Consider the following 11,017-nt stretch of genomic DNA (forward strand, 5'->3'; position numbering starts at 1 on the left):
CGGGCTCGGTGGGCGCGGCGTCGATGTCGAGGCGCGGCTCGGGCGCTGGCGCGGGCAGCAGGGCGAACGCAGCGAAGGCGCGTGGCGGCTCGCACGCCGTCTTGCGACGATCGGCGAGACGCTGGCGGCGGGTACGGGCGATGTCGAACCGCGCTCGATCGGCGGCTGGATCGCGACCGCCTGGCCCGACCGCGTCGCGCGCCAGCGGGCAGGGCAGCGCGGCGAATATCTCAGCGTCGGCGGCCGCGCCTATCGCATCGATGCCGTCGACCCGCTCGCGGGCAGCGAATGGCTCGCGATCGCCGACGCGCAGGGGCATGCCGCAGGGGTGCGCATCCTTGCCGCGGCGCCGATCGGGCAGGCCGAAGTCGAAGCGCTCTTCGCCGACCGCATCGCCCAGCATTCGGCGAGCAGCTATGACAGCGCGAACGACCGCGTCGATCATCGCCGCGAACGGCGGCTTGGTGCGATCGCGCTGACGAGCGGGCAGGCGGGGCGCAACGAAAACGCCGAGGACGATATCGCTGTGCGCATGGCGGCGGTGCGCAGCAAAGGATTGGGACTGATCGGCTGGGGGCCGGCGGCGCAGGCGCTGCGCCAGCGCGCCTCCTATGCGGGGATCGACGTGCTTTCGACCGGGGCGCTGGCCGACAGTCTCGAGCTCTGGCTGGAGCCGTTGCTCGGTGGCTGCCGCGGCCTCCGCGACATCGGCGACCGCAAGCTGACCGACGCGCTGATGGCGACGCTCGATTGGCCGGCGCGTCAGTTGCTCGAAAAACACGCGCCCGCCAATTATACGACGCCCGTCGGCAGCCGGCATCCGATCGATTATGGCGCCGACGGCGGGCCGACGGTGAGCGTCCGCGTGCAGGAGCTGTTCGGGCTCGCACGCCATCCGACGATCGGCGATCCCCCCGTGCCGCTCGTGCTCGCGCTGACCTCGCCCGCGCACCGCCCGATCCAGACGACGCGCGACCTCGTCTCATTCTGGAGCGGCAGCTGGCACGATGTGGCGCGCGAGATGCGCGGCCGCTATCCCAAGCATAATTGGCCCGACGATCCGGCGAGCGCGCGGCCAAGCTTGATGACCAAAGCGGCGCAGGCGCGGCGCGATGCGCAATAGGCCTCTTTTCGTTGACCTTGCTTGGCGCTAAGGCGGCGGCACAGGCACCAGTATAGGACGACCCCAATGAAAGCGCGTATCTTCCAGAAGCCCAAGAATGCGATGCAATCGGGGCGTGCCGGGACGCAGCGCTGGGTGCTGGAATTTGCCCCCGCCGAAGCGCGCAAGGCCGATCCGCTGATGGGCTGGGCGGGCAGTGGCGACACGCAGCGCCAATTGCGTCTGGGTTTTGCGAGCCAGGAAGAGGCAGTGGCCTATGCCGAGAAGAATGGGATCGAGGTCGAAGTTACCGCGACCCCCGAGCGCCGCCTGAAGATTCAGGCTTACGCCGACAATTTCCGGTAAGCTCATAAACGTCGCCCCCGCGAAGGCGGGGGCCGCTGGAGACGTTCTGTAAGGCCGATTGCGGCCGCGTTCAGAGGCACGCGACTCTGAAACGCCCTTCGCGGGGTTCGCGGGGGCGGCGTTTCGGTCGTTAATCCGCGTCGGGCTGCAACAGCTTGTGCAGGTGGACGACGACATATTTCATTTCGGCATCGTCGACGGTGCGCTGCGCGGCGCTGCGCCACGCTTTTTCGGCCGACTTATAATCGGGGTAGAGGCCGACGACGTCGAGATTGTGCAGGTCGGTAAAGTCGAGACCCTGCGGATCGGCGACGCGTCCGCCGAACACGAGATGCAATTTGCTCATGGCTGCTTTCCTTGCGGATAAACGCGGGTAGGGGAGAAGCCGCGCCCCCTATCAGCGCTTTGCCCTTACGGCAAGTGCGGCTCAATCCTCGCCCTTGCGGTCCCCCGAACCGGACTTCGGCAGCAGCGAACCGAGCAGCGCGCCGATCGCGACCGCGCCGGCGACGAGCGCCAGCGGCTGTTTCTCGGCGGCGTCCTTGAGCTTGCTGTTCGCGCGCTTCGCCTGCGCCTTGCCCTTTTCATAGACCTCGCCGGCGGCTTCGCGGGCAACGCCGGCCTGTTCGCTCGCCTTGGCAGCGAGGTCTTCGGTCGCGGCGCGCGCGCGGCCATAGCCGTCCTGGATGCGCGCCTTCGCCGCCTCGGCGGTCAGCCGCGCATTTTCGGCGGTTTTCTCCGCAAGTTCACTCGCTTTTGCACGCGTCTCGCGGGCGGTTTCACCGAACGGCTTCATCATCTTCCTCCACTATTCCGTTTTCATCCTCGTTCGCCGGATCGTCGGCGGAACGAAAAAGATCGGCGACGCCGGTCGCCAGGTCCTGAATCCTTTGCACCAGGCGCGGCGCATGTTCCTTGATCGGTTCGCGCAGCAGCCAGACGACGCCCGCCGCCGCGGCGATCGCGATCGGCAGGCGGTTGTTGCGAAATTGCTCCTGCACCGCATGGGCCGCGTCGTCGACCGTCTCGCCGATCCGGTACTTTCCACGATCGACGAGCGCACTGGGTTTGAGTGCCGCGCGCGCGACGTCGAGCCGGCGGTGCAGTTCGGCGCGCTGGAGCATCGAGCGGCGCGCGGCGGCGATCAGGCTATTACGCGTCCGCGGCATCGTCGATCCCTTCGTTCGTCAGGTCGCGGCGGAGCGCGGTGCGAATGTCGCCATAGCTGAGCTGCGCGCGCCATCCGGCAAATGCGGCGAGGGCGAGCAAGACGGCGACGACGATCAAGGTCGCGACGAACGGCCCGATGTGCGGCGCGAGCGCGAGGATCGCGCCAAAGGCGAGCGCGAGCATCGCGATGCCGAGCGCGCACGCCGCAATCGTGCCCCATGCCGCGGTCCAGCTGACGCCGTGCAGCGCCAGCTCGCCGCGCGCCTCGATCAGCGCAAGCTCCGCCCTTGCCGTCGCCGAGAGATTGTCGACGACGTCGCCGACAATCTTTTCGAGCGGAACGGGCGGCGGCGTGACCGGGCGGCCGCCCGGCGCATAGCCGTGGCTTACGCCGTCAAAGCTGCGCGCATCGGGCGCCGGCGAGGTATTCGGATCGGAAGATGCCAACGCCCTGTCAATCGTTCGAGCTGCCCTTGAGCATGCGGGCGAGCACGAAGCCGATCACCGTGGCGGCGCCGACGGCGATCGCCGGGTTCTTCTTGACCATGTCGCGGGTCGAGGCGGCGAGCTCGTCGAGATCCTTCTTGTCGAGCGTCGTCGCAAGACCGGCGACGGTCGATGCCGCCGATCGGGCATAGTCGCCATATTGCTTGCCGAACTTGCTGTCGACGGTGCCGGCGCTGTCCTCGAGCAGCTTGGCGAGGCTGCCGACGGCTTCGGCGGCCTTGTCCTTGCCCTTGGTCGCGGCGTCGCGCGCCTTGGCCGACGCCTGGTTGGCCAGCGTCGTCGCTTCGCTTTTCAGCGAGGCGGCCTTCTTCGACGCTTCGGATTTGATGGTGTCGCGCGTTGCGGCGATCTGGTCGCGGATCGGGTGATCCTTGCCGTTCGACTTTTTGGCGGCGGGCTTGCGCGCGGGCGCGGCCTTGGTGGCGGCGGCCTTCGCGGGCGCCTTGGGACGGGGAGCGGCAACTTTCTTGGTCGCGGGAGTAGCGGCTTTGGCCATCGGCTTTGTCCTCTTCTTCTTTATGCGGGCGCCGCGTCGGCGGGCATCCCTTTTTGGTCCTGCCTCAATATATAGCAAGGCGCGGGCAATGGTTCCATAGGCGTGCAAAATTCCTATGCGTATTGCGTTACCGCAAAGCCGCCGATAACAGGCGGGCGCCTTTCCCAACGCCCTGCCGACAGGGCTTCAGCAGGACAAATTCCATGACCGCCATCATCGACATCCACGGCCGCGAAATCCTCGACAGCCGCGGCAACCCGACCGTCGAAGTCGATGTGCTGCTGGAAGACGGCAGCTTCGGCCGCGCCGCGGTGCCCTCGGGCGCGTCGACCGGCGCGCACGAAGCCGTCGAGCTGCGCGACGGCGACAAGAGCCGCTATCTCGGCAAGGGCGTGATCAAGGCGGTCGCGGCTGTGAACGGCGACATAGCCGAAGCGCTGATCGGCCTCGATGCCGAGGACCAGCGCGAACTCGATCAGGCGATGATCGACCTCGACGGCACGCCGAACAAGAGCCGCCTCGGCGCCAACGCGATCCTCGGCGTCAGCCTCGCCGCCGCGAAGGCCGCGGCCGACGCGCGCGGCCTGCCGCTCTATCGTTATGTCGGCGGCGTTTCGGCCCGCACGCTTCCCGTTCCGATGATGAACATCATCAACGGCGGCGAGCATGCCGACAATCCGATCGATGTGCAGGAATTCATGATCATGCCCGTCGGCGCCGGCAGCATCGCCGAAGCGGTGCGCTGGGGCAGCGAGATTTTCCACACGCTGAAGAAGGGTCTGTCGGCCAAGGGGCTCGCGACCGCGGTCGGCGACGAAGGCGGCTTCGCCCCGAACCTCGCCTCGACGCGCGCCGCATTGGACTTCATCGCCGCGTCGGTCGATCAGGCGGGCTTCAAGCTCGGCACTGACGTCGTGCTCGCGCTCGATTGTGCCGCGACCGAATTCTTCAAGAACGGCAAATATGAGATCAGCGGCGAGGGGCTTTCATTGAGCCCCGAACAGATGGCCGAATATCTCGCCGCGCTCGTGAAAGACTATCCGATCAAGTCGATCGAGGACGGCATGAGCGAAGATGATTTTGTGGGCTGGAAGGCGCTCACCGACCTCGTCGGCGACAAATGCCAGCTCGTCGGCGACGATTTGTTCGTCACCAACCCGCTGCGGCTGGAGCAGGGGATCAAGGACGGCCTCGCCAACTCGCTGCTCGTCAAGGTCAATCAGATCGGCACGCTCAGTGAAACGCTCGACGCGGTCGATATGGCGCACCGCGCGCGTTACACCGCCGTCATGTCGCACCGCTCGGGCGAAACCGAGGATTCGACGATCGCCGACCTCGCGGTCGCGACGAACTGCGGCCAGATCAAGACGGGCAGCCTTGCGCGCTCGGACCGGCTCGCCAAGTACAACCAACTGATCCGCATCGAAGAAGAGCTGGGCGACATGGCGCGTTACCCGGGGGCTTCGATTTTCGGCTGATCGCAAAGCTGCGGAAAACTGTGGCCTGCCGCCTTGACGCCGCGAATCAACTCTGATTCAAGGGCCGGAATGACGCAGCGCCACAAATTCCGCAAATCGATGCACCGGGCCGCCGGTCCTGCCATCGCGGTGATGGTGGTGCTGGCGATGATCGGCTACATTATTTTCGGTCCGACGGGGCTTTACGCCTGGGGCGATTATGGCCAGTCGGTCGAGAAGCAGCGCGTGATCCTGAGCGAGCTGGCCAAAAGGCAGACCGAGTTGCAGAACCGCGTCAACCTGCTCGACCGGCGCCGCGTCGATCCCGATCTGGCCGAGGAATATGTCCGCGAGAAGCTTGGCGCCTATCACCCCGACGAGGTGATCATTCCGATGGAACCCGACGCGAAGCGCTGAGCTAGCCAATCCCTACCCTTTAGGGGAGGGCAGCGAGACTTGGGAGCTTGCTCCCTAGTCGCAGCGGGTGGGGTCTAACGGCCTCGCGCTACCGCGACAGACCCCACCCCAACCCCTCCCCTGAAGGGGAGGGGCTTAGATTTGCTGCATACGTAAGTTGGCATCCCACCCGCCCATGGTGGGCGTTGCCAAGTGCCGCGCGGCTCTCCTATAGGGAGCGCTTGCCGTAACGGCTAACTGCAAAGGAACCCGCCTTGGCCAAAGCACCCGCGCGCACCTCCCCCGCGCCAAAAAAGACTGCATCCACCCCGGCCGCCGCGAGCAACCGCGAGCAACCGCGCGAGCCCGTCCCCTATGACGCGACGCCCGAAGAGCTGGAAAAATTCTATCGCGAGATGCTGCTCATCCGCCGCTTCGAAGAAAAGGCGGGGCAGCTTTACGGCCTCGGCCTGATCGGCGGTTTCTGCCACCTCTACATCGGTCAGGAGGCCGTCGCGGTCGGCCTGCAATCGGCGCTCGACGGCGACAAGGACAGTGTGATCACCGGCTACCGCGACCATGGCCACATGCTCGCCTACGGCATCGACCCCAAGGTCATCATGGCCGAACTGACGGGGCGCCAGGCTGGCATCTCGAAGGGCAAGGGCGGTTCGATGCACATGTTCAGCGTCGAGCATAAATTTTACGGCGGTCACGGCATCGTCGGAGCGCAGGTGTCACTCGGCACGGGCCTCGCCTTCGCGCACAAATATCGCGGCGACGGCGGCGTGGCGATGGCCTATTTCGGCGACGGCGCGTCGAACCAGGGCCAGGTCTATGAAAGCTTCAACATGGCCGAGCTGTGGAAGCTGCCGATCATCTTCGTGATCGAGAATAACCAGTACGCGATGGGCACCTCGGTCAACCGCTCGTCGGCCGAGGACCAGCTCTATCGCCGCGGCGAAAGCTTCCGCATTCCGGGGATGCAGGTCGACGGTATGGACGTGCTCGCGGTGCGCGGTGCGGCCGAGACGGCGCTCGAATGGGTGCGCGCGGGCAAGGGGCCGGTGCTGATGGAGCTCAAAACCTATCGCTACCGCGGCCACTCGATGTCCGACCCCGCCAAATATCGCAGCCGCGAGGAAGTGCAGGCGGTGCGCGACAAGAGCGATTCGATCGAACATCTGAAGAAGCTGATGGCCGATGCGGGCATCAGCGAAGACAAGTTCAAGGAAATCGACAAGGAAATCCGCGCGATCGTGGCCGAGTCCGCCGACTTTGCGGAAAGCGCGCCCGAACCCGAACTTCATGAACTTTATACCGACGTGCTGGTGGAGCAATATTGAGATGGCCATCGAATTGAAAATGCCGGCACTGTCGCCGACGATGGAAGAAGGCACGCTCGCCAAGTGGCTCGTCAAGGAAGGCGACACGGTCAAGTCGGGCGACATTCTCGCCGAGATCGAAACCGACAAGGCGACGATGGAATTTGAAGCGATCGATGAAGGCACGATCGGCCAGATCCTGGTCGCCGAGGGCACCGACAATGTGAAGGTCGGCACCGTGATCGCGACGATCACGGGCGAGGGCGAGGAGGCTGCGGCGCCGGCGCCTGCTGCCGCGCCAGCCGCCGATGAACAAAAAGGCGTCGCCCCCGCGCAGGCGGGGGCCGCTAGCGAAGCTGCTCCAACTCCAGCGGCCCCCGCCTCCGCGGGGGCGACGGAGAAGGCGGCTCCCGCCGAACGCGCATCGGATCCCGCAATCCCCGAAGGCACCGCCATGGTCCGCCTGACCGTCCGCGAAGCTTTGCGCGACGCGATGGCCGAGGAAATGCGCAAGGACGACCGCGTCTTCGTGATGGGCGAGGAAGTCGCCGAATATCAGGGCGCGTACAAGGTCACGCAGGGGCTGCTCCAGGAATTCGGTGCTAGCCGTGTCGTCGATACGCCGATCACCGAATATGGCTTTGCCGGTCTCGGCGCGGGCGCGGCGATGGGCGGATTGAAGCCGATCATCGAGTTCATGACCTTCAATTTCGCAATGCAGGCGATTGATCACATCATCAATTCGGCCGCGAAGACCAACTATATGTCGGGCGGCCAGATGCGCTGCCCGATCGTGTTCCGCGGCCCCAATGGCGCCGCGGCGCGCGTCGGCGCGCAGCACAGCCAGAATTTCGCGCCCTGGTACGCCAGCGTCCCCGGCCTGATCGTGATCGCGCCCTATGACGCCGCCGATGCCAAGGGGCTGATGAAGGCGGCGATCCGCACCGAGGATCCCGTCGTCTTCCTCGAGAACGAACTGCTCTACGGCCGCAGCTTCGACGTGCCCGAGGTCGATGATTTCGTCCTGCCGATCGGCAAGGCGCGGATCATGCGGCAGGGAAGCGATGTCACCATCGTCAGTTACTCGATCGGCGTCGGGCTCGCGCTCGAAGCCGCCGACGAGCTGGCGGGCGAGGGCATCGACGCCGAGGTCATCGACCTGCGCACGCTGCGCCCGCTCGACACCGCGACCGTGCTCGCCAGCCTCAAGAAGACGAACCACCTCGTCATCGTCGAGGAAGGCTGGCCGGTCTGTTCGATCGCCAGCGAACTCGCGATGGTCGCGATGGAGCATGGCTTCGACGACCTCGACGCGCCGGTGATGCGCGTGTGCAACGAGGATGTGCCGCTGCCCTATGCGCATAATCTCGAAAAGATGGCGCTGATCGATACGCCGCGCGTCGTGGCGGCGGTGAAGGCGGTCCGCAATCGCGCCTGACGACCCAGGGGCGGCTTTCTACCCCGATATGCGCGACCCGCGCGTGCTGGTCTCCGTACCGCACGCGCGGCGCGCGGCCCTGTCGGCGCTTTGGGGATTGGCCGCACGGCTGACCAAACTGCTGCTCGATGCGCGCGAGCCGCTGATCGGGCAAATCAAGCTTGCCTGGTGGCGCGACATGGCGGGGCTGATCGCCAGCGATCCGGGCGCGCTGCCGAAGGGCGAGCCGCTGCTCGCCGAGCTTCAGGCGACGTGGGCGGGGCAAAGCGGCCTCGATGCATTGGTCGATGCCGCCGAAGCGATGCTGCTCGCCGGGAGCGACGACGAACGGCGCGCGGTCTCCGAAAGCTTTGGCGGACACCTCTTTGCGCTGTCCGGCGGCGGCGAAGCTGGCGGAAAGCGCTGGGGTTTGGTCTGGGGCGCGGGTGTCGAGGAAAGCGAGGCCGAAGCCCGCGATCTGCTCGATCATGCAAAGGCGCTGGGCGCACCATCGCGCAGGATTTTTGGCGGAAACCGGTCGCTCCTGATGCTCGACCGCTGGGCCGGCCTGATCGCGAGCCACGATGGCGAGCGGCATTTGCGCAGCGAAGCTATGCTCCTGCTGCGCCTCGGCCTGTTCGGCCGCTGACGATAAAAATGCGCCGGGGGTGGAAATGCCGCGCCCGAACATCTATCTTGTCCGGTACAAATAGGGTCGCAGGGGACATTGAATGTTCAACGGGCTGATCGCCTATCTCGATTCGATCAAGGCGCGCGATCCGGCGCCACGGTCGCGCTGGGAAATTCTGCTTTATCCGGGTCTGCTGGCGGTCGGCATGCACCGCATCGCGCACTGGCTGTTCGAGGCGCGGCTGTTCTTCCTCGCGCGCTTCATCAATCATCTGTCGCGCTTCCTGACCGCGATCGACATCCATCCTGGCGCGCAAATCGGCGAGCATCTGTTCATCGATCACGGTTTTGGCGTCGTCATCGGCGAGACCGCCGAGATCGGCGACAATGTCTCGATCTATCAGGGCGTGACGCTGGGCGGCACCGACCCCGCGAACGGCATAGGCGGCAAGCGCCATCCGACGCTGGCTGATGATGTGATCGTCGGATCGGGCGCGCAGATCCTCGGCCCGGTCACGGTCCACGCGCGCGCGCGCGTCGGCGCCAACGCGGTGGTGACCAAGGACGTGCCCGAAGGCGCGGTGATGGTCGGCATCCCGGCGCGCTCGACCCTGCTCGACGCCAGCGAATATGCGCGTGAGTTCGTGCCCTATGGCACGCCGTGCAGCGAAACCTTCGACCCCGCGACGCAGAAGGTCGAATTGCTGCAATGTCAGCTCGACCAGTTGCAGAAGCAGCTGAAGGCGTTGCTCGACGAACGCGAGCTCGCGGCCGAGGATGAGGCGCCGCGGCGCAAAGGGAGCCGGACCGGCGCCTGATGGGGACGGTAACGCCCCTGCCGTTCGCGACCAGGACGGCACCGCAGCAGACCGGCTTCGAGCGCCCCGAACTCATGCGCATCCTCGACCTTTACGGCCGGATGGTCGCTGCGGGTCACTGGCGCGATTATGCGATGGATTTCCACCGCGACGCCGCGATCTTCTCGGCCTTTCGCCGCGCCGCCGAGCGCCCCGAATATCGCATAGAAAAACGCCCCGCCTTGCGGAGCCGGCAGGGCATGTGGTCCCTTGTCTCCGAAGCCGGGGCGATCTTGAAGCGCGGGGACGAGCTGGCCAATATACTCGCCCCCGTCGAACGCAAGCTTATGAAGCTGGTATCGGACTGACCGTTCGCACCGTCGCGGGCAGCTGGTTCGCGAGATTGTCGGGCAGGAAGCCGACCACCACCGCGCGCGCATTTTGCCAGAAGGCCGAGAGCAGCAACAGCGCCGATCCGATCACGAATGCCGTCAGCGCGACATTGAGCTCGACCGCGCCGAAAGTGTTGAACAACTGCGTCATCGCGAACAGCACATAGGCGAGGGCGGAGACGAGCAAGGCGCGGCGGTCGATCGCGAGCGCGATCAACCCGAACACTATATAGACGCCGATCACCATCACCGCCGCGGCGCTGCCGATGTCGTCGCCGCGCGTCACGCCGAGCAGGTGGAAGATCGGATGCGCGATCATCGGCGCGGCGAGCAGGTGGAGCCAGAAGGCAACGTCGCTGCGGCGCGTCTGGCGCACCCGGTCGCTGCGGTCCCACCACATGGCGAGCGTGAACACGCCGAGCCCGGCGATCAGCACGAGCACCATCGGCAGTGTGCCGTCGGGGCTGGGCATTCCGGTGATAGCCAGCACGAGCGCGACCGCGGTGGCGGCGAGCGCGGCGGTTCCGGCGGCGACGGTGATCGGCACCATGAAACGCTTCCAGTGCGCCCAGGTCGCGCCGGCGGTCACAAGCGCCATCGCGCCGATAAGGATCGCGCCGGTCGTTTCGCCGGGATCCCTGCCAAAGATCGATTCGCCATGTTCGACGAGGAAACCGACCATCGTCGCAAAGACGCCGCCCGCAAAGGCGAGGACGAACACGATGCTGGGCAATGCCATGCGGCGTTTACGGGTGAAATATTCGGCGAGGAACCACGCCGAGGCGGCAACGAACGCGCCGCCGAGCGCGGTATGGATCGATGCGCCGATCCAGCCGACCGCGACGAGCAGGATCACCGCCGCGATGCTGACGAAAATATCGTTGAAGCCGGTGATAAGGCGGAATGATTCCTCATCCGCTCCGGGGGCGGCGCGCACCGATGCGATATGCGACCGGAAAGCC

General features: G+C 66.0%; 15 protein-coding genes. 9 read left to right on the top strand and 6 right to left on the bottom strand.

The genetic code is table 11. The annotated features are described in order from the left end of the window. Both VJ811_RS04280 and VJ811_RS04285 read left to right on the top strand, forming a co-directional pair. A partial coding sequence (locus VJ811_RS04280; RefSeq protein WP_324071042.1) for an ATP-dependent helicase C-terminal domain-containing protein occupies positions 1-1,123 on the top strand: 1,123 nt, incomplete at its 5' end. A gap of 66 nt (positions 1,124-1,189) precedes the next feature. Then, complete coding sequence (locus VJ811_RS04285) at positions 1,190-1,468, top strand: ETC complex I subunit (protein ID WP_324071043.1); 279 nt, start codon at positions 1,190-1,192, stop codon at positions 1,466-1,468. Between the two features lie 130 nt (positions 1,469-1,598). Here the strand turns inward: VJ811_RS04285 and VJ811_RS04290 are convergent, their stop codons facing one another. The 5 genes from VJ811_RS04290 to VJ811_RS04310 form a co-directional block, all read right to left on the bottom strand. After that, positions 1,599-1,814, bottom strand: coding sequence for a DUF4170 domain-containing protein (locus VJ811_RS04290; RefSeq protein WP_324071044.1), 216 nt, complete (start codon positions 1,812-1,814; stop codon positions 1,599-1,601). Between the two features lie 81 nt (positions 1,815-1,895). Further along, the gene (locus tag VJ811_RS04295) at positions 1,896-2,267 is read right to left on the bottom strand and encodes a hypothetical protein (RefSeq protein ID WP_235211888.1); all 372 of its coding nucleotides are present in this window, start codon (positions 2,265-2,267) and stop codon (positions 1,896-1,898) included. Continuing rightward, the gene (locus VJ811_RS04300; protein ID WP_324071045.1) at positions 2,248-2,592 is read right to left on the bottom strand and encodes a hypothetical protein; all 345 of its coding nucleotides are present in this window, start codon (positions 2,590-2,592) and stop codon (positions 2,248-2,250) included. The genes VJ811_RS04295 and VJ811_RS04300 overlap by 20 nt, the downstream gene beginning before the upstream one ends. Positions 2,593-2,620: 28 nt before the next feature. Beyond that, entirely contained in the window at positions 2,621-3,085 is a 465-nt protein-coding gene (locus VJ811_RS04305) for a hypothetical protein (RefSeq protein ID WP_324071046.1), read from the bottom strand. A gap of 7 nt (positions 3,086-3,092) precedes the next feature. Then, entirely contained in the window at positions 3,093-3,641 is a 549-nt protein-coding gene (locus VJ811_RS04310) for a hypothetical protein (protein ID WP_324071047.1), read from the bottom strand. Between the two features lie 203 nt (positions 3,642-3,844). Here VJ811_RS04310 and eno point away from each other — a divergent pair, with 203 nt between their 5' ends. From eno to VJ811_RS04345, 7 genes are all read left to right on the top strand, one after another. Further along, positions 3,845-5,119, top strand: coding sequence for a phosphopyruvate hydratase (gene eno / locus VJ811_RS04315; RefSeq protein ID WP_324071048.1), 1,275 nt, complete (start codon positions 3,845-3,847; stop codon positions 5,117-5,119). Between the two features lie 69 nt (positions 5,120-5,188). Then, the gene (locus tag VJ811_RS04320) at positions 5,189-5,515 is read left to right on the top strand and encodes an FtsB family cell division protein (RefSeq protein ID WP_324071049.1); all 327 of its coding nucleotides are present in this window, start codon (positions 5,189-5,191) and stop codon (positions 5,513-5,515) included. Between the two features lie 254 nt (positions 5,516-5,769). Next, positions 5,770-6,840 carry a pyruvate dehydrogenase (acetyl-transferring) E1 component subunit alpha gene (gene pdhA / locus VJ811_RS04325; RefSeq protein WP_324071050.1) on the top strand — a complete coding sequence of 357 codons (1,071 nt, stop codon included), beginning with the start codon at positions 5,770-5,772 and terminating at the stop codon, positions 6,838-6,840. 1 nt (position 6,841) lies between these two features. Next, on the top strand, positions 6,842-8,257 hold the full coding sequence (locus tag VJ811_RS04330) for a pyruvate dehydrogenase complex E1 component subunit beta (RefSeq protein ID WP_324071051.1): 1,416 nt from the start codon (positions 6,842-6,844) through the stop codon (positions 8,255-8,257). A 28-nt stretch (positions 8,258-8,285) separates the two neighbouring features. Next, positions 8,286-8,885 carry a hypothetical protein gene (locus VJ811_RS04335; RefSeq protein WP_324071052.1) on the top strand — a complete coding sequence of 200 codons (600 nt, stop codon included), beginning with the start codon at positions 8,286-8,288 and terminating at the stop codon, positions 8,883-8,885. 82 nt (positions 8,886-8,967) lie between these two features. After that, the gene (cysE, locus tag VJ811_RS04340) at positions 8,968-9,684 is read left to right on the top strand and encodes a serine O-acetyltransferase (RefSeq protein ID WP_324071053.1); all 717 of its coding nucleotides are present in this window, start codon (positions 8,968-8,970) and stop codon (positions 9,682-9,684) included. Further along, complete coding sequence (locus tag VJ811_RS04345; RefSeq protein ID WP_324071054.1) at positions 9,684-10,031, top strand: DUF2794 domain-containing protein; 348 nt, start codon at positions 9,684-9,686, stop codon at positions 10,029-10,031. Before cysE ends, VJ811_RS04345 begins: the two co-directional genes overlap by 1 nt. Here the strand turns inward: VJ811_RS04345 and VJ811_RS04350 are convergent. Continuing rightward, on the bottom strand, positions 10,009-11,017 hold a 1,009-nt coding region (locus tag VJ811_RS04350), incomplete at its 5' end, for a hypothetical protein (protein ID WP_324071055.1). The genes VJ811_RS04345 and VJ811_RS04350 overlap by 23 nt on opposite strands.

This window comes from Sphingopyxis sp., from assembly GCF_035250425.1.
GTDB lineage: Bacteria > Pseudomonadota > Alphaproteobacteria > Sphingomonadales > Sphingomonadaceae > Sphingopyxis.

Coding starts and splice junctions, on each gene's coding strand:
- VJ811_RS04330 (WP_324071051.1), top strand. CDS start 6,842: ATGGCCATCGAATTGAAAATGCCGGCACTGTCGCCGACGATGGAAGAA.
- VJ811_RS04295 (WP_235211888.1), bottom strand. CDS start 2,267: ATGATGAAGCCGTTCGGTGAAACCGCCCGCGAGACGCGTGCAAAAGCG.
- eno (WP_324071048.1), top strand. CDS start 3,845: ATGACCGCCATCATCGACATCCACGGCCGCGAAATCCTCGACAGCCGC.
- VJ811_RS04335 (WP_324071052.1), top strand. CDS start 8,286: ATGCGCGACCCGCGCGTGCTGGTCTCCGTACCGCACGCGCGGCGCGCG.
- VJ811_RS04345 (WP_324071054.1), top strand. CDS start 9,684: ATGGGGACGGTAACGCCCCTGCCGTTCGCGACCAGGACGGCACCGCAG.
- VJ811_RS04310 (WP_324071047.1), bottom strand. CDS start 3,641: ATGGCCAAAGCCGCTACTCCCGCGACCAAGAAAGTTGCCGCTCCCCGT.
- VJ811_RS04300 (WP_324071045.1), bottom strand. CDS start 2,592: ATGCTCCAGCGCGCCGAACTGCACCGCCGGCTCGACGTCGCGCGCGCG.
- VJ811_RS04285 (WP_324071043.1), top strand. CDS start 1,190: ATGAAAGCGCGTATCTTCCAGAAGCCCAAGAATGCGATGCAATCGGGG.
- VJ811_RS04290 (WP_324071044.1), bottom strand. CDS start 1,814: ATGAGCAAATTGCATCTCGTGTTCGGCGGACGCGTCGCCGATCCGCAG.
- VJ811_RS04320 (WP_324071049.1), top strand. CDS start 5,189: ATGACGCAGCGCCACAAATTCCGCAAATCGATGCACCGGGCCGCCGGT.
- cysE (WP_324071053.1), top strand. CDS start 8,968: ATGTTCAACGGGCTGATCGCCTATCTCGATTCGATCAAGGCGCGCGAT.